This is a genomic window from Enterobacter chuandaensis (genome assembly GCF_003594915.1).
GTDB lineage: Bacteria > Pseudomonadota > Gammaproteobacteria > Enterobacterales > Enterobacteriaceae > Enterobacter > Enterobacter chuandaensis.
Map to the genome: position 1 here is coordinate 1 of NZ_QZCS01000014.1, position 19,971 is coordinate 19,971.

At 53.6% G+C, this 19,971-nt stretch carries 28 protein-coding genes; 26 read left to right on the forward strand and 2 right to left on the reverse strand.

The genetic code is table 11. The features are described 5' to 3' along the window. Positions 1-183 precede the first annotated feature (183 nt). Complete coding sequence (locus D5066_RS18200; protein WP_119916887.1) at positions 184-477, forward strand: hypothetical protein; 294 nt, start codon at positions 184-186, stop codon at positions 475-477. A 16-nt stretch (positions 478-493) separates the two neighbouring features. Beyond that, entirely contained in the window at positions 494-1,315 is an 822-nt protein-coding gene (locus tag D5066_RS18205) for a DUF932 domain-containing protein (RefSeq protein WP_015572081.1), read from the forward strand. A 28-nt stretch (positions 1,316-1,343) separates the two neighbouring features. Here the strand turns inward: D5066_RS18205 and D5066_RS18210 are convergent, their stop codons facing one another. Then, entirely contained in the window at positions 1,344-1,883 is a 540-nt protein-coding gene (locus D5066_RS18210; RefSeq protein WP_119916796.1) for a lytic transglycosylase domain-containing protein, read from the reverse strand. 573 nt (positions 1,884-2,456) lie between these two features. Between D5066_RS18210 and D5066_RS18215 the strand changes: the two genes are divergently transcribed. After that, a complete protein-coding gene (locus D5066_RS18215) occupies positions 2,457-2,852 on the forward strand; it encodes a relaxosome protein TraM (protein WP_119916798.1) in 396 nt (131 codons plus the stop codon). A gap of 32 nt (positions 2,853-2,884) precedes the next feature. Here D5066_RS18215 and D5066_RS18220 read toward each other — a convergent pair whose 3' ends face one another. Then, positions 2,885-3,526 carry an Arc family DNA-binding protein gene (locus tag D5066_RS18220; RefSeq protein ID WP_119916799.1) on the reverse strand — a complete coding sequence of 214 codons (642 nt, stop codon included), beginning with the start codon at positions 3,524-3,526 and terminating at the stop codon, positions 2,885-2,887. A gap of 197 nt (positions 3,527-3,723) precedes the next feature. Here D5066_RS18220 and D5066_RS18225 point away from each other — a divergent pair, with 197 nt between their 5' ends. The 23 genes from D5066_RS18225 to traF all read left to right on the forward strand — a co-directional run bounded on the left by D5066_RS18225 (position 3,724) and on the right by traF (position 19,958). Then, positions 3,724-4,077, forward strand: a complete 354-nt coding sequence (locus D5066_RS18225; protein ID WP_032645467.1) for a type IV conjugative transfer system pilin TraA — start codon at positions 3,724-3,726, stop codon at positions 4,075-4,077. A gap of 3 nt (positions 4,078-4,080) precedes the next feature. After that, the gene (gene traL, locus D5066_RS18230) at positions 4,081-4,383 is read left to right on the forward strand and encodes a type IV conjugative transfer system protein TraL (RefSeq protein ID WP_032641335.1); all 303 of its coding nucleotides are present in this window, start codon (positions 4,081-4,083) and stop codon (positions 4,381-4,383) included. Positions 4,384-4,389: 6 nt separating this feature from the next. Next, positions 4,390-4,971, forward strand: a complete 582-nt coding sequence (locus D5066_RS18235; protein WP_063444076.1) for a TraE/TraK family type IV conjugative transfer system protein — start codon at positions 4,390-4,392, stop codon at positions 4,969-4,971. Positions 4,972-4,982: 11 nt separating this feature from the next. Continuing rightward, on the forward strand, positions 4,983-5,723 hold the full coding sequence (gene traK, locus D5066_RS18240) for a type-F conjugative transfer system secretin TraK (RefSeq protein ID WP_119916801.1): 741 nt from the start codon (positions 4,983-4,985) through the stop codon (positions 5,721-5,723). A gap of 2 nt (positions 5,724-5,725) precedes the next feature. After that, positions 5,726-7,129 carry an F-type conjugal transfer pilus assembly protein TraB gene (gene traB, locus D5066_RS18245; protein ID WP_119916888.1) on the forward strand — a complete coding sequence of 468 codons (1,404 nt, stop codon included), beginning with the start codon at positions 5,726-5,728 and terminating at the stop codon, positions 7,127-7,129. Positions 7,130-7,136: 7 nt separating this feature from the next. Beyond that, entirely contained in the window at positions 7,137-7,385 is a 249-nt protein-coding gene (locus tag D5066_RS18250; protein ID WP_244288152.1) for a hypothetical protein, read from the forward strand. Continuing rightward, entirely contained in the window at positions 7,382-7,804 is a 423-nt protein-coding gene (locus D5066_RS18255) for a hypothetical protein (protein ID WP_119916803.1), read from the forward strand. The genes D5066_RS18250 and D5066_RS18255 overlap by 4 nt, the downstream gene beginning before the upstream one ends. Then, entirely contained in the window at positions 7,797-8,264 is a 468-nt protein-coding gene (locus D5066_RS18260) for a hypothetical protein (RefSeq protein WP_133300917.1), read from the forward strand. The genes D5066_RS18255 and D5066_RS18260 overlap by 8 nt, the downstream gene beginning before the upstream one ends. Before the next feature lie 163 nt (positions 8,265-8,427). Beyond that, positions 8,428-8,823 carry a hypothetical protein gene (locus D5066_RS18265; RefSeq protein ID WP_119916806.1) on the forward strand — a complete coding sequence of 132 codons (396 nt, stop codon included), beginning with the start codon at positions 8,428-8,430 and terminating at the stop codon, positions 8,821-8,823. A gap of 58 nt (positions 8,824-8,881) precedes the next feature. Further along, entirely contained in the window at positions 8,882-9,436 is a 555-nt protein-coding gene (traV, locus tag D5066_RS18270) for a type IV conjugative transfer system lipoprotein TraV (protein ID WP_119916808.1), read from the forward strand. Beyond that, on the forward strand, positions 9,433-9,687 hold the full coding sequence (locus tag D5066_RS18275) for a hypothetical protein (RefSeq protein ID WP_119916809.1): 255 nt from the start codon (positions 9,433-9,435) through the stop codon (positions 9,685-9,687). The genes traV and D5066_RS18275 overlap by 4 nt, the downstream gene beginning before the upstream one ends. Continuing rightward, positions 9,684-12,293, forward strand: coding sequence for a type IV secretion system protein TraC (traC, locus tag D5066_RS18280; RefSeq protein WP_119916811.1), 2,610 nt, complete (start codon positions 9,684-9,686; stop codon positions 12,291-12,293). Before D5066_RS18275 ends, traC begins: the two co-directional genes overlap by 4 nt. Further along, the gene (trbI, locus tag D5066_RS18285; protein ID WP_119916812.1) at positions 12,290-12,703 is read left to right on the forward strand and encodes a type-F conjugative transfer system protein TrbI; all 414 of its coding nucleotides are present in this window, start codon (positions 12,290-12,292) and stop codon (positions 12,701-12,703) included. The genes traC and trbI overlap by 4 nt, the downstream gene beginning before the upstream one ends. After that, positions 12,700-13,335, forward strand: a complete 636-nt coding sequence (gene traW / locus D5066_RS18290) for a type-F conjugative transfer system protein TraW (protein WP_119916814.1) — start codon at positions 12,700-12,702, stop codon at positions 13,333-13,335. The genes trbI and traW overlap by 4 nt, the downstream gene beginning before the upstream one ends. Further along, entirely contained in the window at positions 13,332-13,724 is a 393-nt protein-coding gene (locus D5066_RS18295; RefSeq protein WP_119916815.1) for a hypothetical protein, read from the forward strand. Before traW ends, D5066_RS18295 begins: the two co-directional genes overlap by 4 nt. After that, on the forward strand, positions 13,715-13,993 hold the full coding sequence (locus D5066_RS18300) for a hypothetical protein (RefSeq protein WP_119916816.1): 279 nt from the start codon (positions 13,715-13,717) through the stop codon (positions 13,991-13,993). The genes D5066_RS18295 and D5066_RS18300 overlap by 10 nt, the downstream gene beginning before the upstream one ends. Then, the gene (locus D5066_RS18305) at positions 13,984-14,997 is read left to right on the forward strand and encodes a hypothetical protein (RefSeq protein WP_119916817.1); all 1,014 of its coding nucleotides are present in this window, start codon (positions 13,984-13,986) and stop codon (positions 14,995-14,997) included. Before D5066_RS18300 ends, D5066_RS18305 begins: the two co-directional genes overlap by 10 nt. Before the next feature lie 103 nt (positions 14,998-15,100). Then, positions 15,101-15,316, forward strand: a complete 216-nt coding sequence (locus D5066_RS18310) for a hypothetical protein (RefSeq protein WP_047650740.1) — start codon at positions 15,101-15,103, stop codon at positions 15,314-15,316. Positions 15,317-15,370: 54 nt separating this feature from the next. Then, the gene (locus tag D5066_RS18315; RefSeq protein ID WP_119916818.1) at positions 15,371-15,694 is read left to right on the forward strand and encodes a hypothetical protein; all 324 of its coding nucleotides are present in this window, start codon (positions 15,371-15,373) and stop codon (positions 15,692-15,694) included. After that, positions 15,691-16,689, forward strand: a complete 999-nt coding sequence (gene traU, locus D5066_RS18320) for a conjugal transfer pilus assembly protein TraU (protein ID WP_032656090.1) — start codon at positions 15,691-15,693, stop codon at positions 16,687-16,689. The genes D5066_RS18315 and traU overlap by 4 nt, the downstream gene beginning before the upstream one ends. Before the next feature lie 10 nt (positions 16,690-16,699). Then, positions 16,700-17,323: a type-F conjugative transfer system pilin assembly protein TrbC gene (gene trbC / locus D5066_RS18325; RefSeq protein ID WP_119916819.1), complete on the forward strand. Its 624-nt coding sequence runs from the start codon at positions 16,700-16,702 to the stop codon at positions 17,321-17,323. Next, complete coding sequence (gene traN, locus D5066_RS18330; protein ID WP_119916820.1) at positions 17,320-19,179, forward strand: type-F conjugative transfer system mating-pair stabilization protein TraN; 1,860 nt, start codon at positions 17,320-17,322, stop codon at positions 19,177-19,179. Before trbC ends, traN begins: the two co-directional genes overlap by 4 nt. Continuing rightward, entirely contained in the window at positions 19,176-19,958 is a 783-nt protein-coding gene (gene traF / locus D5066_RS18335) for a type-F conjugative transfer system pilin assembly protein TraF (protein WP_119916821.1), read from the forward strand. The genes traN and traF overlap by 4 nt, the downstream gene beginning before the upstream one ends. Positions 19,959-19,971 lie beyond the last annotated feature (13 nt).

Consider the following 19,971-nt stretch of genomic DNA (forward strand, 5'->3'; position numbering starts at 1 on the left):
GCTTGTAGCACCGTCGGGTCGTCATCCAAGGGGTGAAATGCACTCCGCCAAAACTTTTTGCGTGCCGCAAAAACTTTCGTCTCCGCCCCTTTCCTTCCTCCCTTCGCCGTTGCTCCTTTTGCCCTTTGCCGCGAGAGAACTCACCAGGGAGATGGCCAGCCATCACCACAGGAGAAAACCAGGATGCACACACGAAACGTCAACGTCAAAACCGCCGCTCAAGAATCTACCGGAAGATGTGATTCAAACCTCACCACGTCCCAGTTCACGGATCTGTTTTGCTGGGTCCTGGCTGCATCGGAGGGGGAGCCACAACCGGCAATTTTTACGCCGCCAGAGAATGCCACTGAGCTGACGTTAATAAATGACGAATGCCCGGATTATATCTCTGTCTGGTTTGTAGATGGTCGCCCGGTGGCAGCTGCAATGCCGCTGGATAATTTTCATCGCGTTATTTCTTCATCTCTAACTAAATAATCAGGAGTAAATAAAAATGGTCAGTTTCGCAAGCCGTTATCGTATGCCTACCTCGATCCGTAAAGACCGTCCGCTGACTAATGATGAATTACAGCGCATCGTTCCCAGCGCGTTCTCATCGGATAAACACGATTCACGCTCTGAACGTTATACGTATATCCCGACCATTAACATTCTTGATCGCTTACGTGATGAAGGTTTTCAGCCATATTATGCCACTCAGTCACGTACACGTGACCAGGATAAACGCGACTTTACAAAGCATATGCTTCGCCTGCGCCGTCATGACCAGATTAACGGAAAAGAAGTACCGGAAATTATTCTGCTGAATAGCCATGATGGTTCAAGCAGCTATAAAATGATCCCCGGTATGTTCCGTCAGGTTTGCAGTAATGGTTTGGTTGCATGGAAGGATTTTGGTGAAATCCGCGTACCCCACAAAGGGGATATTGTCGGGCAGGTTATTGAAGGCGCTTACACGGTGCTGAAAACATTTGACGCGGTTGATGAAAATATTGACCTCATGAAAAGCATTCAGCTCACTTTGCCTGAGCAGCGCCTTTTTGGTGCGACCGCCCTGGAACTTAAGTACGATGGAAAACCAGCGCCGATTACACCGGAGCAAATTATTAACCCTCGCCGCGTGCTCGACAGAGGCCAGGATTTATGGACCACGTTTAACGTGGTGCAGGAAAATGTGATCCGTGGGGGGATTCGTGGCAGAACGGAAAAAGGGAAGATGACCAGAACGCGGGAAGTCACCGGAATAGATGGTGACATCAAATTAAATCAGGTGCTCTGGAAAATGGCCGAGGAGTTTGCAAAACTGAAGGCCTGAAAATTAAGCCGCTCACCAGAGCGGCTTTTTACTGTCCGCTATGTGACGATGCTGTTTCTGCAATTTTAATCTCATGCTCCTTTCCAGCAGCTGGCGCGAGACGTTCAGATAGTAACTTTTTTCTGGCCAGTAATACGCGATATATATTTTTGATGTCCTGTGCATAGGCCTTGCGCTGCGCAATGAGCTTTTTGCTCGGCCCCGTATTATACATCCCCACGCTGTCCCAGTTTTTTCCGTATGACCTGAAGTTGTGCGCCAGTACCCATGCACCCGTATAAACGCAGATACATGGATCATTTAACAGGCGCTCACGGGTAATATTGAAGTTTTTAAGTTTACCGTAATGAGAGCTGTTCACCTGCATCCCGCAGACATCTTCTGTCCCATTCCGGTTTGATCCATTTATCGCATCTGGTACCAGATGGCTCTCTTTAATCGAAATTGACATAAGCAGAAGCGGATCAATTTGATAATCTTTCCCGGCCTGATCAAAGCACATCTGCGGAGCTGCGCCAGCAGAAAGTGAAAGAGTCAGCAAAGCAGCAGGCAGTAACGATATTTTCATGATTTGGCCTTTTAGCTAAATAAACGGGCTCTGGAGAGGCGCTTTAAAAAATACCCCGGCGGATCGTCGTAATCAAGTAAATTCACTACAAACGCGCGTGAGCGCTCTCCTGATGGGATTTAACACCTGTCCGAAATAAACATGTCAGAACAGTAGGCGGTATTAACATGCCGCTCTTTACTAACCCTTTAAAACATCACACCCCACGCAAGACTTCGTCTTGCAGATTTTTCTTTTAATTTCAGGTGGATGCCTGCAAGAAATTTGCGCGTTATTGAACTGTGACCGTTTAATGTCGTACATACCGACACTACTCTATCGTATAATCCTGATACCTGTTAGTGTCGGTATGTCACACATGTATCGTACAATTGTAGATATGCTTTAATTACATTGAATTATATATCGCACAGTGTCACACTGTCGCACATCATAGTGCTGGATTGTACTACTGTATAGAGCAGGAATTCACAGCAGTATCAACCCATTACACCTTTGCGCAGCAATCTGATAATCCACCAACAGGCTATATGTAGTGTCGGTTCCGACACTAACTTAAAACAGGTAAGAAATATGGGAAGAGTCGGCATCTACCTTAAAGATAAAATTGAACGTGAAGTTCGCGATATTGTTCAACAAGACCTGCAAAACGGCGCCAATGCTGGAGAAGCAAACATATCAGCCACCTGCAACGAATTAATCAGGCTTGGACTGCTTGTTTATAAGCGCGATGGCGAGGATGGCAACCAGTTTGATATTGAAGGATATCGCAGAGACCTCATAAGAAAAGCAGCCGGCTCACGTGAAGGCACAGTTCTCATTGCAACATTACTCGCTGAAATGTATTTAAAAATGACAGGAAAAGACGGCGATGGCAGCCTGGAAGATACGCTTGATATGATTATAAGCGGCATAAACACAGCTGAGAACGAAGCGGAAGCAAGGCACTTCATCAACGAAAAAGAATAAACCTGCGAGCCGGTCACTCCGGCCCGCATCGATCACTGAGACGGTTTTTCATCCCAGGGGAGGTCACTTTTTTCAACCTCCCTTATTTTTTCCTTAAGGAAAACTTCAAACTCCATACAGAGAACTTTAAGCGCCTGAGCATCCTCGTTCTGGTCAAGCAACCTTTCCGTAAAATAACCCAGCGTATTCATCAGGCGGGTGAGCATTTCGTCATTCAGGCTACGGTTATGCACCTTCGCCATTGCCCTGATTTCATCAGCAAGATTCTCGGGAATACGCATGCTATATCCGGTTGTTTTCCCTGGAAGCAAAATCCGCTCACCCTCACGCCACATCCACAATTGTTCCTGCTTGAGTGGTGTTTTAACTCCAGCCACAACTTCAACGGATTCACTATCAAGTAATTTTCCAAGCCACTCCTCGAATCTTACCGCTAGCGCTATGAGCCGCTCACCCTCCGCAGTTTTAATGACTGGCTTACCCGGCTGATAATTTAGCGACAATAAAAGCCTGGCAATAATTTCCTCATTCACACTCCTGTTGCCAGCTCTGGCACATATTCTCAGCTCCATAAGCAAATTATCCGGAGCACGCAATCGCCACTCCACCGCTTCACCTGGCTGGAACTTACGCGGACGGCCGCGACCATCCCACATTTTCTCTTTAACTTTCATAGCTATAGATCCCGAAGGCCATTTCCGAACTTACTGGTCAACAAAGCCTACTCACTTACATATTCGGATAAATCTGAATGATTCCAAAAAGTGTGACATGCGTCACAGTTTTTTTTTTTTTAGGGTCATGGGACAATTGCGCCCGCGTAAACAAGCACTTACGCGATTCACTTTTGTTTACTTCGGAGAAAACAAACATGTTAACCAAAGGCAGTGCCCTTAACGTCGGTAAGGGATGGGCGGTAGCGTCTTTATTCCGCAAAGCACGCGAAAATCGCAAAGCTAAATTTTACTTAAAGTCAGCAGGCGCTTTTTTAATTGCACTTATGGTCACTCACCCGGCATTCGCATCTGGTACTGACCTTCTTTCCTCACAAAACACCACGGTTAATTCAACCTTCGGTTCTGGTTCTTCACTGGTTAAATGGTTCTACATCGCCGAAATCATCATGGGCCTGTTTATTTACATTAAGGCCCGCTCACCACTGGTGTTCGTCGGTATCGTTATGGCAATCATCTTTACCCGTGTCGCCTTCGGCATCGCGAGCTAAATGATGAATGGGGAAGGAGATAAATATAACTTCCCGGAAACAATGAACCAGCAGGACCGTTATTTAGGCTTACCGATTGACGAGTTAATTGTTACCGCACCCCTATTGATTTTGGGGGTGCTTAACAACTTGTCACTTGAACTTGGTGTAATCGCGGGAATCCTCTGGTTTATCGTCAGATATCTGAAAAAAGGGCAGGGGTCATACTGGTTGCTTAATTTCTGTTACTGGCACCTGCCATCACTTTTATTCAAAGTAACCTTTCGCCAGATACCTGATTCAAGTTTCCGGCACTGGAGGGCATAGTTTTTCATGAAACTGAATATTAAAGGAGAGCGCGATAAACAACTCCGCTATGCGTTTATTGGTCTTTCAGCTTTAACTTTACTCATGGGCGTAGGGAATGTACTGACAGGGTCACTGGCATGGTATTTCGCCACAACCCAGAAAACCATCACCACGCCATTAACGTTTAACCGCCCATTTGCATCAGATTCTAAAAGTGTCGATGCCACCGGTCTGACACAGTTCGCCGCTTCCTTTATTTACTGGCGACTCAACGTTACTCCGGAAAACATCGAACATAACCAGAAAATGATTCTTGGATTTGTCCCTTCCGCCGAACGGGACGTACTCAAGAAAGCCCTGGACATAGAAACTGAGCGCATCCAGAAAGCGGGCATCACCACCCAGTTCGACACGAAAGAAATTCGCGTCATGGATGATGGCTCCGTGCAGTACAGCGGGGTACTGAAATCCTCCACCACAAACGGCGCAATCATCACGCCACTGAAAGACCAGGAAAAAACCTACCGACTGAAACTGAGCTATGACAACGGTGTGATTAACCTCCACAGCTTTGAAGAACTCAAGCCGGTATCTTCCACTAACTGACAGGACTGCCCATGAAATTTCGCATTTCACCGGCAGCTGCTGCTGTGTTTCTGGCAGCGGGATTATTTACCAGCGGCCTCCGGGCCGCTTCCGCACCCGCAGCCATTCCGTTTGAGAACGACGCCGCCTTTAACGTCACCCTCAGCAACACCAACCCGAGCAAGGTTGTTGTAGACGGAGAACTCATTACCAGCATCAGCGGACCAACCGGTGCGTATGACCAGAGCCAGACCGAGGACGGAGCGCTTATCCTGTCTCCGCTTGTCGGCCAGAACTTCACTCTGTTTATCCAGACTGACCACGGTTCATCGCTGAGCCTGAACGTCAGGCCGCAGCCGGGTAACGGCAAAACACTGCGCTTCACCCCGATGTCACCACCACTTCGCAAGAACGACGATGCGAAGGCATGGGAAGAAGGGCAGACCTATGAAAAAACGCTGGTTGCGCTATCCCGCGCCGTAGTCAATGGCCAGGTGCCGGACGACTACCAGGAATACCCGATCAGCCGCATGCCGGCTTACACACCCGCCAGTGATGTACGCCTGACGCCTGAACGCCAGTTTGTGGGCAACCACCTGCGGGTTGTTCGCTTCCGGATGAGCAACCCGGGCAGCATCACCCGCAGCCTCCGCGAGCGCGATTTCTGGCGCAAGGGTGTCCGGGCCGTAATGCTGTCGCAGAATCAGCTCTACGCTGGCGGCGAAGGCTATGCCTGGATTGTGTTTTCAGATGACGGAGACGCCCGCCCATGACCATAAGCCTGAATGAAAACCTGAAAACCCGCCGCAAGCAGCTGGCCATCCTGGCCGCCGTCATCATTGGCGGCGCAGCTGCAGCGGGCGGCGTAATGTGGTACGGGCAATACCAGCAAAAACAAAAGCAACCCGCACCGGTTGCAACACCAAACCTGACCGGCGTTGTGACCGCGACGTTTAACGAACAGGTCAACGATGCCGCGCTGACACAGCAGCAGGCAAAGACCTCCGCTCTTGAGCAAAACCTTGCCACGCTTGCTCAGCAGTTCGCGCAGAACAAGCTCACCACCGAGCAAAAGCTGGCTGAAAAGGATGCTGAAATTCAGCGCCTGAATGACCAGCTTACGAAAGCCCCCGGCAGCAACCAGACCACTGGCCAGCAGACACCACCTGCTGGCCAGAACGGAACACCACTCCCCGGTCCCGTTGCTGCCGGTCAGGCCCGACCACCCGAATACAATGTGACCCCCGCAGGTGCACCGGCCGCCACCGGTGTGAATATGGGGCAGGGCGCAGCGTTCTACCCGGGCGGCTCCGGCCAGCGCATGACAGGTGGCCTGTCGACAACAAAATTCAGCTACGACAGCCTGAAGAAAAAGCCAACCAAACTCCCCTGGATTCCGTCTGGCTCATTCTCTGATGCCGTCCTGATTGAGGGGGCCGACGCGAACGCCAGTGTCACCGGTCAGCAGAATACCAGCCCTGTTACCATCCGACTGCAGGGCAGCATTCAGATGCCCAACAACAAGGAGTTCAACGCTGACGGCTGCTTTATTGTGGGTGAGATGTGGGGCGATATCTCCAGCGAGCGCGGAAACGTCCGCACTCAATCCATCAGCTGCATCCTGAAAAACGGCAAGCACGTGGACATGGAGTTTCAGGGGCATGTCAGCTTCCAGGGTAAAGGCGGCATTCGAGGCAAGCCAGTCATGCGAAACGGCATGATTGTCGGCTACGCCGGTGCTGCAGGCCTCCTGTCAGGTTTTGGTGAAGGTATCAAATCTGCCGCTACACCATCCGTCGGCCTCGGCGCAACAGCGGATGTCGGTGCCGGCGACGTGTTTAAGCAGGGCATAGGCGGCGGGGCCAGCAAGGCGGCCGACACGCTGAGCCAGTACTGGATTAAACGCGCTGAGCAGTACCACCCGGTAATTGATATCGGTGCCGGCAATCAGGTGACCGTTGTATTCCAGAAGGGCTTCCGCCTTGAAACCATCGAGGACGCCGAGGACGCGAAAGCGAAAGAGGAACTGCAGAAAGCCGGCAACGCCGCGCAGAACTCCGTGACTCCTCAACCGGCGAGCCAGACCACGGCATCCAGTACCACCTCAGTCGGCAACATCAACCCGGATGACGTTCTCCGCCAGGCCAGCCAGCTGCGCCTCGGTGACACCATCAACTGATGAGAGAATGAAGATGAAAGCACGGAAAATAATGTTTCGGGCGGAAACCGGATTGATCCCAATGCTGTTATTCACAGTAACAGTATTCATTTTATGGTTCGCGCTGCACTTCAGTATATGGGTAAAGCTCATAGGACTTCTCATCTGCTTTGCAGGTGGTTACTTCCTGATTGAAACCATGCCGGGTGGCTGGATATGGCGTGAGCTGCACTCATCATCTTCAGACGTAACACCGGAAGAAAAGGAGAGCAAATGAAGGGACCACGCATAGATGACCGTATTAGTTTTCTGAGGGGTATTGAACGGGACTGGGAAGACTGGTCCGCAGGAAAAAACACAAAACCCCACTGGCTATTTTTGGTAGGGGGATTAACCGCTACAGGGATGTTGATTTTTAGCTTCTGGTCAGGCAATCAGAGGCTTACCGTGGCTTCCATTGCTGTTGGAATGGCTTTTCTTCTCGCCGCATTGCTACAGGCATGTGAAACACGGGAAGAAAAAATACAGCGGAAAATTCGGGCATATGAGCCGCTTGATATTGATGCCATGCGCACCCTGGCCGTTTCTGTTTTTCACAAGGATAAGCTGACACGGGAAGGACTCAGACAGTGGCTGGACGCGGAGTTCAGCGCCATTTCTGATGCTGCTCTTCGTGGGGGAAGCCGTAATGCGTGATGAAGAGCGTAATAACTCATTGCTCAGGAAAATGCGGATGCATATTGCTGAATGGGAGGCTGGCCGGCCCACTCCGCAAGGAAATAAGTACATTTTCCTTTGGCTTGCAACCTTCATCGTTGTACTGGTAGCTACGGTTTCAGTGTTCCGCCCGTCATTGTTTGCACTGTGTTTCCTGATTGCCTGGTTTTTTCTGAGTCAGGAGATATTTAAGCGAATTATCACGCGTTACAACGAAAGCTGGGAGGAGGTATTCGACAGGTTACTTTCTGATTATGAACCCCTGAACCTTTCTGCCTGGGAACACCTGAAGCACCAGGCTGAAACAGAAGGGCTGACGGCCAGAATTGTCAGCAACTGGCATCGTGAGGAAGCCAGGTCCGTCTGGCCAGAAAAGAAACCTGACCTGAAGTTCCTCCATAAAGTCACTGACGGTAACGAGAAAATCGGAGAGGAATGAAGCGTACCAGAGCCATTGCACTACTGGTAATAACAGCCGGAGCGACCGGTGTTTCTGTTTACAACCATACTGGAGGGCTCACTGTATTACTCACCCTGGTGACCATAGGCGCACTAGCTCATGTCATCAACGTCTTCCTGTAATTCATTTCACTGGAGTGTTTATGTCTGCCAGCATGGCAAGCTACCCATTACTCAAAATCCTGCACAACTACCGCTATATCCTGATTCCAGCACTGGTATTCACTACCGAACTGACAGTGTGGGCAGCGCTCAATCTTAAAGGCGTGGGTGATATGGGCTGGGTCTCCTGGCGAGTGTGCCTGCTCTTTAGCGTGTTCCTCGTATGCTTTAGCGACTCAGCCTTTAACAAACTCGATGGTGGGTTTCTTATGTATGGTTCAGTCGTTCCGTGGGGCGGAATGCTGATAGGGACCATTGCTTATGGCTTTATCCAGATGAACCTGAACTTTCTGACGCTGGATTTATTTTATGCCGGCGTGTTTTGCAGCCTTGCTGTGCAGTTGGTTTTCACTTTGATTCAGTGCAACTGCAAATAATCGAAATTAAGTATTACCCCTCCCTGAATACCGCTTAAATTAAAACCGGAGTTACCCCATGAAAAAACTACTGGGTGCTGCACTGCTGTGCAGCGCACTGACCGGCTGCGCCGGTCTCAATTCTGATTTCGACTGCAACAAGACCGCAACCGACCAGTGCCTGACTACCGGTGAGGCCAACAAGCTGGCCGCTCAGGGTAAAAGTCTGGATGACCTGACGGCAGAGAAAACCGCAAAAAAGCCTGCGGGTGAAACCCTGCCGGCACTGCGCAATTCAGCACCGGTCGTGAATCCCTTCCGTCCTGTTTCCGTCGCAGCAACCGGAACCACCGCCGCTAAGCCTGTCGCACCGCGCCCCCTGACCACTGCGCCGGCGAAATCGTCAGGTTCGCTGGTCACGCCGCTGGACACGTCCAGTCATGCAGCCCCTGTGCCGGTTAACACGGCGGGCCGCGTTCCGGTTCAGCGTATTCCAGACGCCACGCAGCGCCTGTGGATTGCACCCTGGGTGGACACGGACGACAACTTTCATCAGCCGGCTGTGGTCGAGTTCGTGAAAAACAAATCCCACTGGGATGAAAGCTACCGCGTCATCGGGGAGGGAGGGGAATGAACAGCCACTACATTTCCGGCAGGAACGGCGTCGAATATCTGGCGAAATCGTTAGCCCATTCACGGAAAGGAACGACGCAAATCACCGCCACACAGTCAGTCGATACCGATGATGAAACGCTGGCCGTTTTGAGCGTGAGCCGTGACTGGCAGATTAAAACTGCCGGTGATGCACCGTACACCGGCCAGATGAACGAAGAGAAGCTGCGTCGCCTGGAGTTGATCCGGGCCGCTGCGGAGGGCCGAAAATGAGTTTTGTCGACAGCCTGATGGATATGCTGAAAAACGGGAAAGAGGAAGACGGTGCAGCAACGGCCCGCAACAACCTTTCCCAGACCTGGGACTATCCGTCTCTGGTCGCTGCGCTGCCGTACCGGTATTACGACGACAGGAATGAAATTTTCGTCAATGCCGGCTCTGCGGGCTTCATTATGGAGGCCGCCCCGCTTCCTGGCGCGAACGAGCAGGTGATGGCCGCGCTCGATGACATGCTACGTAAGAAGCTTCCCCGCCAGACCCCTGTGACCGTCATTATGCTTGCCAGCAAGTGTGTCGGGGAACGCATCGATCGCGGCGTGAGTAACGACATGTGGAAAGGGGGGATGGCCGATCATCTCAATAAAATCACCCGCGCGTTCTGGCAGCGTTCCGCGCTGCACGGCCTGGCCAACGAACGGGAATACCCGCTCTACCTGCGTAACTACCGTATCTTTATTGTCTACGGTCAGCCCATTAAGCGCGCTTCCCAGGTGCAGCGGGTGATGGATGACCTGATTCAGATACGTAACACCATCCGCGTCTCACTGGGAGCCGCGCGCATCGACAGCATGAACACCGATGTGCACGCATTCCTGTCTGCGGTACGCGAGCAGATGAACTACCGTCAGGAACAGGTGCTGACGTCCTCCGGGGACTACAACGAGGATGAGAAGCTCAACCGCCAGGTGGTTGATCCCGGGATTGACCTGAAGGTGCATCCATCGCATATCCGGATGGAGCTGCCTGAAACCATTGACGCGCGCGGGACACGCCTGCCGGCATCGGCATGTCGCATCATCAACATGCAGCTTGCTAAAAATCCGCGTCGATTCGCGCTCTGGCAGGGGGCTGACAATCTGCAGAACCTGCGTTTTCCCGACCTCGGGATACCCTGTCCCTTTATGCTGACCTGGACGACGGCGCTGGAAGAACAGACCAAAAGTCAGAGCGAGGCTTTCCGTAAAGACCAGGACCTGTCTAAAAAGGCCAACTCAGCCTACGCTGCACTGTTCCCCAACACCAAAAAGGCTGCAGAGGAATGGCGGCGTACCCGAGAGCAGCTTCACAGTAATGAAATCGCGCTCTGCAATACCTACTTCAACCTGACCCTGTTCGCCCCGGATAACAATACCGAGGCACAGAAGTGTGAACTGGCCGCCGTCAACGTGTTCCGTAAGAACGAGCTGGAAATGGTGACGATACAGTACCAGCAGATGCGCAACTGGCTGGCCAGTTTCCCGTTCGTCATGCAGGAAGGGATGTGGGAAGACCTGAAGATGACGGGGGCAACGCTACGCTCCAAGTCATGGAACGCAGTGAGCCTGATGCCGGTCGTCGCCGAACGCCAGCTGTCCAACGTGGGTATGCCATTGCCGACCTACCGGAACCAGGTTGCATTCTACGACATGTTTGGTGAAGAGAACGGCAGTACCAACTTTAACATCGCCGTCACTGGCACGTCCGGGGCCGGTAAATCATTCCTGACGCAGGGCATTCTTCGTGACGTACTGAATGCCGGGGGATACGCCTGGGTTATCGACATGGGGGACAGCTACAAGAACTACTGTCACCAGGCCGGCGGGGTTTATCTCGATGGCTCTAAACTGCGCTTTAACCCGTTCGCCAACGTTAAGGACATTAATCATTCTGCGGAAGGGATTGTGCGCCTGCTGACGGTACTCGCCAGTCCGACGCAGCCGCTGGATGGCGTCTGTGAAGCGATCCTGCAAAAAGCGGTAATGGATGCGTGGGAGAAGAAGGCAAACAAAGCCCGTATCGACGACGTTCATAATTACCTGACAAATGAGGATGTGAACCAGGCGTTCGCAGACAAGCCGACCATCATCGCGCGCCTTGCTGAGCTGGCCATGTTGCTCGATACCTACTGCACCTGGGGGCCTGACGGAGAATACTTCAACGCCGACGCACCGACGCTCGATGGTGAAACCCGCTTCGCGGTGCTGGAGCTGCTGAGCCTGGAAGACAAGCCGAAGCTGCTCTCGTCCATCCTGTTCTCGCTCATTCTGGCGATACAGGAAAAGATGTACCACAGCCCGCGCGACCTCAAAAAAGTCTGCATCATCGACGAGGCCTGGCGTTTGCTGGGTGGCTCCAACCCACACGCGGCAAGGTTTATCGAAACCGGCTACCGCACCGTGCGTCGTCACCGTGGGGCGTTTATCACCATCACCCAGGGCATCAAGGACTTCAGCGCCAGTAAGGAAGCAGAAGCCGCCTGGAACAACAGCTCCACCAAAATCACCCTCTTGCAGGATGCGAAGGCGTTTAAACAGTACCTTGCCGATAACCCGGATCAGTTCTCGGACATGGAAAAAGAAGTTATCCGTGGCTTCCAGCCAGCCCTGCAGACCGGCTACAGCTCCCTGCTGATAAACGCCGGTGAATACAGCTCCTTCCATCGCCTGTTCGTCGACCCCGTGACGCGTGCCATGTTCAGCTCGCGTGGCGAGGACTTCGCTTTCATGCAGAAAGCCCAGAAAGAAGCGGGAGCGACAGCGGAAGAGGCGGCATATCTGCTGGCGGAGAAAAAATACGGTAGTGAACTTCGCGAACTTGAAGAGTGGGTGAAAGCAGCATGAGTGAACAACAGGACAAGCCGTATAACTGCGACACCGTCCGCGACGGTGTAACGATAGCCAGCAAGACATCCCGCTGGGTTAAAGCCAGCATGCTGGGGCTGGCGGGACTTCTGGTTATGACAGGCGTGGCATATGTGACGGCGAAAGCCGTCACCCCGGAGGTGGTGGTCTTCGACATGAAGGGGACTGTGGACCTCTTCATGCAGCAGTCCGCTCAGTTACAGCTCGATGAAAACAGGGCTAAAGCAATGACCCAGCAGTTCAACGCGGCACTGACCGGCAGCCTGGATGCATGGCAGTCCTCACACAACGCCATCGTTCTGGTGAAGCCGGCGGTGATGAGCCCGCAGCGCGATATCACGAATGAAATTCGTGCTGATATTGCCCGACGCATCCAGGGGGGCCAGTGAAAAAACGACTGCAGCTGACGGCCATGATGCTGCTGATGCTTTCCGCCGGCAGCGGGGCGAAAGATCTCGGTACCTGGGGCAACGTCTTCGAGCCTGCAGAGCAGGACATGCTGGCGTTTATCCAGAATCGCCTGAAGGGAGTGGAGCAGACGGGCGAGCTGGACCGCCTTCGCAAAGAGGCAACGGAAAGAGTGAAGGAGCATGCGGTACGTCCGACGCCGGTGGAAGGGCTCACGAAAGCGAAGGAATACCGCAGCTTTGCCTGGGACCCGACATTTACCGTGAAGGAAACGATCACTGACATGCAGGGCAAAGTGATCGCCCGCAAGGGCGATACGGTCAATCCTCTGGATAAGGTGCCCTTCAGCCAGGTGCTCTTTTTTATCGACGGCGATGATAAGGAGCAGGTGAACTGGGCACGACAGCAGCTCGCCGGTCAGACCAGCGTGAAGGTCATCCTGGTGAACGGCAACATCAAAGAAACCAGTGATGCGCTGAATGAACGTATCTACTTCGACCAGTCTGGCGTACTGACCCGTAAATTCGGTTTTGAACACATCCCCGCGCGGATATCGCGCGACGGCCGCGTGATGAAAGTGGAAGAAATTCCGGTATCAGGAGCGAAAAAATGAGTGCAACAACGTTAGGTGACCTGTTTCCCGAAATGCGTCAGGCGGTCACATCCCAACGACGTTACGGCAGAAAAACGCGTAAACCCGCTGAGATAACTCCTCGCATGGGAACAGCAGAACGGCTGAAGACGCTGTACCCCGAAATTGACTCCTGGCATCCGGTACTGGTGACCAAAGCCTGGCTCCACTGGTGTGTGCAGAACCAGCAGGACAGCCGGGAGCCGTCAAAACGTGATGAACGGTTTCCGGACTACATCATTCACCTCTTACTGGAGAACATGCGGGCCGAGGACAGCGCGAAACGTAAAAAGGGTCAGACGATGTCACTTTCCGAGCGCCTCGACAGGTTGTTTGCGGGCGAAGAGCAGGAGAGCGCCGAATGTCACTGATACACAATAGCGCTGTGCCGTCTGTGTCTCAGCATATGACAGGTCACAACGCTGATAACAAAGGCTGTGACGAAACCGTGAATCAACTCTGTCATCTGTACCCAGAAATCGCTTCATGGCAACCGGCGCTGATCGCCGGTGCCTGGCAGCAGTGGTGCGCTGAGAACCAGCTTCAGCCGATAGCGCCGGAAGTACGTGATGAGGCGTTTCCCCTGTACCTCGTCAGGCTTATCCGTAACAGAATGGAGGAGATGAACGCATGGCGTTAATCAGCTGCTTCACCAGCCCTCAGGGGCTGCAGGGGATGCTCACCTGTTTGCGTGATACTGAGGGCATGACCGGTATTCTAGTCGTCGTTGCGCTACTCGCTGGCTGGATTGTTGTTCAGCATCTTGCAGATGCACGCCGTGAACGCCGTGCGTGGGAGAGCAGACCGGGGATACCTGTCCCTCTGGCGCAATTTGGCAGTGCCCGACATGCCGAAGCGGTTCATGCATTTGCTAACCGGGAATACTACCAGTTGCTACTGGCTGAACTGGAAAAGGCATTGACTGAAGAGGGCTATGTACTGACGCGTGATGAATCACTGCGCGTGACGATGCCAGAGGTCGATCGGCAAAAAATCAGCCGCCGGATTTTCCGGGCGCGCCAGTGTTATACATCACCGAGAGTAACTGAGCAGACGATGCAGGACAGCGAAGATGCGGCAGTGAACGATGGGTACGCCGGCACGTGGCTCAGCGTACTTATCCGGGGCAGTGAGCGGGAAGGGTGGTACATCAGCCGACTGATGACAGACTGGCAAAAACAGATGTGGCCCGTCAGGCAGGTGATCATCAATGTGACGTCTGATACGTCGACAATTACACGTGATCTGGTTCGGGGATTGAAAGAGGCCGTGCAAATGGTGAGTCGCACACCGTTCCCTGAAAACGATAATGTTATCAGTCTTTGCACTGTGCCCGTAGCATCCCCGGATCTACAGGTAACGCTGCAGCGTCAGTTGTGCAGTACGCCTCCAGGGTTCTTTCCTGGATTTGCCGGGCGGAACGTACCAGAGGAGCTGGCGAAGTTGATTGCTGTACCACAGGACGAAGAAAAGCGGGTTGTTGCTGTCTTCGCGCAGATAACCTCCCCACATTCAACAGAGATGTTAGTCCGGTATCTGAATGCTGCCGCTGACCGTATTTCCGCCGGGGAGGAGCATACTGCTGAGTACGATGATGACAATGGTTATGCCTTAATTGTCACTCGTACTATCAAAGCTCACTGACTCAACCGCGCGGCCTTTCAGGATGTTCGGTGCTCACTGCGTTGCGCTCCGCCTCAGCCTGAATGCCCCCCCGGTTTCCGATTAACCCCGACCAGGTAACGCCATGAAAAAAGACCCTGTTACTGAAAAGGGCCGGAATGTCACCTCAGTACGTCACGATGAGGGTTCGGCCCGACAGATGGATGAAATCCTCAACGATAATCCACTGTACAAACCCTCGCATGTTCTGCGCGGCGCCATTCTTGCCCTGTACGAAATGAGCCAGGAAGAACGTCTGGCCATCATCATGAAAGCGGCCGGTAAAGCCAATAACCACTGATCCTTTTTAAGCCCTTCCGCCGTCCGGTGGCTGCGGCACTCCCGGAGATACCCCATGACTCACCCTGAACCTGTCAGGCCGGTGACGGTTACCCGTGACCGCAACGGCTTCTGGACGCACCCTCATTATTTTGCACCCGCCAGTGATAAGGCCACACAGACTGAATTTGGCGACTGGATGCGCCAGCACAATCTGACCTGCGCCACCCGCTGGATGGAAAACGACGCGCCTCCCCAGGTGATCGCCGACTGGGAAAAAGGGAAACAAAACATCATTGACTGGCTCCTTTCCGCGCCAGAGGGCGATGGCTGTTTCATTGGCTCCATTCATGACACTGAGGACGGCCCGGTCTGTGTGTGGCTGCGGGAGGTGAAATGAAGCGTTTCTCATGGCTTGCCGGCGTGATGCTGGTCCTGCTGTCCTGGATGCCAGCTCAGGCAACGGCCGCAGCCAGCAACGCGGGTGATGGCCGCTGGGTTAACCCGATAAGCGATGTCTGCTGGAAGTGCCTGTTTCCGATGACGCTCGGCAATATTCAGCTGGCCGCCGGTCCACAAAAGGATACCAACAACCCGGCTTCGCCGATCCAGATTTGTCCATATGGTGTGTTTTATCGTATCGGTCTGGCCATCGGATTCTGGGAGCCAATGGCGATGGTGGACGTAACCCGTGAGCCTGGCGTCATGGTCAACATGGGCGGCTTTAAAATCGATCTCGGACGAACGGGAACGGGAACCGCAGGGCAGAGTGACCGGCCCGCTGCCGGCACGTTCTACCATGTTCACTGGTATAAATACCCGCTGATTTTCTGGCTGAACATCATCACCAGTCTGGGGTGTCTGCAGACCGGCGACATGGATATTGCCTATCTCTCCGAAGTTGATCCTCTCTGGAATGACAGCACCCTCTCGATGCTGATTAACCCCGAGGCAGCACTGTTCGGCAACCTGATAGCTCAGGGGGCCTGTGCTGCTGACGCAGCCGCATCATCAGCTGGCCTTCCTCTGTCGCCGCTGTTCTGGTGCGCAGGTAGTCAGGGTTCTATCTACCCGCTAACAGGCTTTACCAGCGGTGAGTTTTCTCCGCTCGAGGCCTCTCTGCTGGTCGGAGAGCGAATGGCCTTCAAGATGCATCGTGAGGGGCTGGTATGGAACTCTGTGGGCGCGGACGTCGCCGTATGTAACCAGTATCCATCCCCGATCATCCCGAAAGAGCGATGGCGATACCAGATGGTGAACATGTACCCCGAACCGGGCAACTGCCATCCCTTCGGGGCCAGCACGCAGCTGTGGGGCACAACGCATAACTCTCCATCCTCCAAAAAGAACTTCGGCTACCTCTTCTGGCGCAAACGTAACTGCGTATTCCTTTAAGGACATGACAATGAAAAACGCTTATCTCCGGGCGCTGACGATCAGCGTCATGATTGCTTTCGCGCCGCTGGCCCTGGCGAGCGCCCAGACCGATATCTCCGTCTCCGACCATAGCTGGATCAAAGGTCAGCAGGATGCGCTGACAGCGATGAAGGAAGACCAGCAGGGGCATCCGGCGGCCGCACCCGTCTTACCGCAGCAGCAACTGGACCTGATTAACCGCCTGCAGGGCGATATCGCAGCCCAGACTAACAAGATGGGGGAAAAAGACACGTTCCCAGCTATTTACTTTGTGAGCCTCGGTATTCCACGTGAAGGTCTGCTGCCCATGCTGAAGGATGCCCGCCGTTACAACATTCCGCCAACGCTGCGCGGCCTGGTTAATAACGACATGCGACAGACCGCGGCGGCAATGTTTGAGCTGAGTAAGGAGGACAAGGACGCTGGCGTGCAAATCGATCCAACGTTGTTCACTCAGTACAACATCACCACGGTACCCGCCCTGGTGGTGACCTGCCCTGGCCACTATGACGTCATCAGGGGAAGTCTGCCCCTGCAGCAGGCTCTCGAAAAAGTGGCAGAAAGTGGTGATTGTGCGGCAACGGCACGCCATCTACTGGAGGCCGCAAAATGAAAAAACTACTTTCAACGGTGCTGATGCTTTTCCCGCTTCTGGCTGGCGCAGCTGATCCTGCCTTTGAGGCGGGAGCGAGCTTTGGCAAGGGCAATGCTTCCGCCGGGACGGGAGCCCTGAAAAATCCGGATACCGTCACGGGGGCAATACCAGGCTATACCGCTAACCCACCGGAGAAAGGGTATTACGGCGGCGTGGATGGCGGTGACGGTGGGCTCGCCAACAAAGGGCAGGCCGCTCTGCAGGGTAATGACGCAGCGCAGTCGGTTATCAACTCCGGAAAAACGAACCCGACGCCCGCCATCGACCCGAACGCACCTTTTATCACTATCGGTAAAAATGCGGAAGCTGGCGCTGACGGTGTGCTAAACGGGACCGCGAACCAGTGTAAGGAGGTGACGGTATCGAAAACCACCTTTGAAAATTATACCTGCGATAAGGATGTGGCCTCAGTGGAAGCCTGTTCAAGAACGGCAACACCTGGCGGACATACTTCCACCACGACAGTGCAGAAAACTTTCACACTGACGGCGGCCAATGGCGATGTTGTTTTTACGAATAACGGTACTTCCTTAAGTTTTAGTTTTAAAGCGCCGGCATCAGGACCGGTGATCAGCGCGCATTTTTACTGGGCGGATCGCGATGTCAATGCCGGGAAAATCTCCTGGTGGGGCGTCAGTCAGACGATTGTCGGAAAAGCTTTTAACTGGGAAATGCCGGACGCTCCGGGGACACCGTTGTCGCAGGGGGGCTCGTTACCTGCCGGTTCCTATCAAAGCACCGGATGTGTTAGCGGAAAGCAGGATGTCTGTAGAAAACATATCCGGGAGCAAATAGCTGACTTTCAGTCCGGCGCGTCAGGTTTCACGCTGGTCCTCGTCATGAACGCGGTCGAGACCACTTTTGTCCCGGAAGTGAACTGGACTTCATCCTGTGGCCTGGATATGTCGAAGGCGCAAAAAACCACGTCAACCTGCACCTCTCCGGGCGGAAATAAAACCATTGTGAACAATGGTCAGAGCTATGACGTCTACAGCGATTGCTGGGAGTACACCGATAACTATGTCGTACCGTCAGACTCCACGGGAACCTGCGGAACGCTGATGACGAATCCGTCCTGTACTGCGGCAGGAACAACCTGCACCGAGTCGACCGACGGGCAGTGTACCCATATGAGCTACACCTACCAGTGTCAGACCACACATCAGTCTGGCGGCCTGGTCTGCGGTGGCGATTACATCTGTAAGTCAGGTGAGTGTGATGAGACCAATGGTGCCGGAAGCAGTGGTTTTGATACGGCGGTGGCCAAACTGGCAGGTCTTGCCTCGGCAGCTGAAGACGCAAAAGGTGCCAGCAGCGCCATTGATGTAAAAGTTTTCACGGGTAAAGCCATGCGGTGCCGTAAGGCCTTTGCAGGGTTCTCTAACTGCTGTAAAGACTCAGGCTGGGGACAAAGCGCCGGTCTGGCCTCATGTGATGATGAAGAAAAGGCTATAGGGAAGGCGAAGGCGAAGAAAATCACCGTCAGCGTCGGCGAACGGTGTGACCGCCAGGTGCTGGGTGCCTGCATCCAGAAAAGTCAGGTCTACTGCGTCTTTGACGGCAAGCTTGCCCGCATCATTCAGGAGCAGGGGCGTCGCGACCAACTGGGTGTGAAGTTCGGCAGCGGAGACAGTCCGAACTGCCGGGGTATGACAGAAAAGGAATTGGAGCGAATCAACTTCGACAAAATCAACTTCTCTGACTTTTATGAGGATTTAATAAAAAACCAGAAAGTGCCGGACACAAGTACCCAGATTCAGCTTATAAAAGATCGTATCGCAGCGCAGGTGAACCAGCAGGGAGGTGGGAAATGAAGCGCGTCCTCTGTGGCCTGCTTATGGCGCTAACGAGCCATATGGCGCTGGCCGAGGAAATTGTGACGCCGGCAGAACCGTTCACCGGCTGGTCCTGGTACAACGAACCCAAAAAGCCGCCGGAGCAGTCCAGAAAGCCACAACAGCCTGCGCCGCAGGCCATTCCGGATCTCAGCAAAATGTCCCCGATGGAGCAGGCCCGGGTACTGAAAGGATACACCCAGGAGGCGCTTAATCGCGCCATCCTGTTCCCCTCTCGGGAAAACACGGCGACGTTCCTGCGCTGGCAAAAGTTCTGGACCGATCGGGCATCGATGTTCAGCCAGTCCTTTGCGGCGGCGCAGCTGAGCCATCCGGACCTCGACTACAACCTGGAGTATCCGCACTACAACAGCATGGCGCCGTTTATGCAGACCCGCGACCAGCAGACGCGGCAGAGCGCCGTGGAGCAGCTGGCGCAGCAGTACGGTCTGTTCTACTTCTACCGGGGCAGTGACCCGATTGACGTGCAGATGGCGGGCGTGGTGGCGGACTTTGCGAAAACCAACGGTATTTCGCTTATCCCGGTATCGGTTGATGGTCAGGTGGCAGCTTCCCTGCCTCAGAGCCGTCCGGACACCGGGCAGTCCCGGTCGATGAATATCACGCACTTCCCGGCGCTCTACCTTGTTGACCCCCGGAGCAAGAATTACCGCGCGCTGTCATACGGCTTCATGACTCAGGATGACCTGTCTAAGCGATTCCTGAACGTGGCCACCGGCTTTAAACCCAATTCCTGAGAAATTCCTATGC

What these genes read in the sequence shown, in the direction of transcription:
- D5066_RS18200 (WP_119916887.1), top strand. Translation starts at nt 184, where the DNA reads ATGCACACACGAAACGTCAACGTCAAAACCGCCGCTCAAGAATCTACC.
- D5066_RS18205 (WP_015572081.1), top strand. Translation starts at nt 494, where the DNA reads ATGGTCAGTTTCGCAAGCCGTTATCGTATGCCTACCTCGATCCGTAAA.
- D5066_RS18210 (WP_119916796.1), bottom strand. Translation starts at nt 1,883, where the DNA reads ATGAAAATATCGTTACTGCCTGCTGCTTTGCTGACTCTTTCACTTTCT.
- D5066_RS18215 (WP_119916798.1), top strand. Translation starts at nt 2,457, where the DNA reads ATGGGAAGAGTCGGCATCTACCTTAAAGATAAAATTGAACGTGAAGTT.
- D5066_RS18220 (WP_119916799.1), bottom strand. Translation starts at nt 3,526, where the DNA reads ATGAAAGTTAAAGAGAAAATGTGGGATGGTCGCGGCCGTCCGCGTAAG.
- D5066_RS18225 (WP_032645467.1), top strand. Translation starts at nt 3,724, where the DNA reads ATGTTAACCAAAGGCAGTGCCCTTAACGTCGGTAAGGGATGGGCGGTA.
- traL (WP_032641335.1), top strand. Translation starts at nt 4,081, where the DNA reads ATGAATGGGGAAGGAGATAAATATAACTTCCCGGAAACAATGAACCAG.
- D5066_RS18235 (WP_063444076.1), top strand. Translation starts at nt 4,390, where the DNA reads ATGAAACTGAATATTAAAGGAGAGCGCGATAAACAACTCCGCTATGCG.
- traK (WP_119916801.1), top strand. Translation starts at nt 4,983, where the DNA reads ATGAAATTTCGCATTTCACCGGCAGCTGCTGCTGTGTTTCTGGCAGCG.
- D5066_RS18250 (WP_244288152.1), top strand. Translation starts at nt 7,137, where the DNA reads ATGAAGATGAAAGCACGGAAAATAATGTTTCGGGCGGAAACCGGATTG.
- D5066_RS18255 (WP_119916803.1), top strand. Translation starts at nt 7,382, where the DNA reads ATGAAGGGACCACGCATAGATGACCGTATTAGTTTTCTGAGGGGTATT.
- D5066_RS18260 (WP_133300917.1), top strand. Translation starts at nt 7,797, where the DNA reads ATGCGTGATGAAGAGCGTAATAACTCATTGCTCAGGAAAATGCGGATG.
- D5066_RS18265 (WP_119916806.1), top strand. Translation starts at nt 8,428, where the DNA reads ATGTCTGCCAGCATGGCAAGCTACCCATTACTCAAAATCCTGCACAAC.
- traV (WP_119916808.1), top strand. Translation starts at nt 8,882, where the DNA reads ATGAAAAAACTACTGGGTGCTGCACTGCTGTGCAGCGCACTGACCGGC.
- D5066_RS18275 (WP_119916809.1), top strand. Translation starts at nt 9,433, where the DNA reads ATGAACAGCCACTACATTTCCGGCAGGAACGGCGTCGAATATCTGGCG.
- traC (WP_119916811.1), top strand. Translation starts at nt 9,684, where the DNA reads ATGAGTTTTGTCGACAGCCTGATGGATATGCTGAAAAACGGGAAAGAG.
- trbI (WP_119916812.1), top strand. Translation starts at nt 12,290, where the DNA reads ATGAGTGAACAACAGGACAAGCCGTATAACTGCGACACCGTCCGCGAC.
- D5066_RS18295 (WP_119916815.1), top strand. Translation starts at nt 13,332, where the DNA reads ATGAGTGCAACAACGTTAGGTGACCTGTTTCCCGAAATGCGTCAGGCG.
- D5066_RS18300 (WP_119916816.1), top strand. Translation starts at nt 13,715, where the DNA reads ATGTCACTGATACACAATAGCGCTGTGCCGTCTGTGTCTCAGCATATG.
- D5066_RS18305 (WP_119916817.1), top strand. Translation starts at nt 13,984, where the DNA reads ATGGCGTTAATCAGCTGCTTCACCAGCCCTCAGGGGCTGCAGGGGATG.
- D5066_RS18310 (WP_047650740.1), top strand. Translation starts at nt 15,101, where the DNA reads ATGAAAAAAGACCCTGTTACTGAAAAGGGCCGGAATGTCACCTCAGTA.
- D5066_RS18315 (WP_119916818.1), top strand. Translation starts at nt 15,371, where the DNA reads ATGACTCACCCTGAACCTGTCAGGCCGGTGACGGTTACCCGTGACCGC.
- traU (WP_032656090.1), top strand. Translation starts at nt 15,691, where the DNA reads ATGAAGCGTTTCTCATGGCTTGCCGGCGTGATGCTGGTCCTGCTGTCC.
- trbC (WP_119916819.1), top strand. Translation starts at nt 16,700, where the DNA reads ATGAAAAACGCTTATCTCCGGGCGCTGACGATCAGCGTCATGATTGCT.
- traN (WP_119916820.1), top strand. Translation starts at nt 17,320, where the DNA reads ATGAAAAAACTACTTTCAACGGTGCTGATGCTTTTCCCGCTTCTGGCT.
- traF (WP_119916821.1), top strand. Translation starts at nt 19,176, where the DNA reads ATGAAGCGCGTCCTCTGTGGCCTGCTTATGGCGCTAACGAGCCATATG.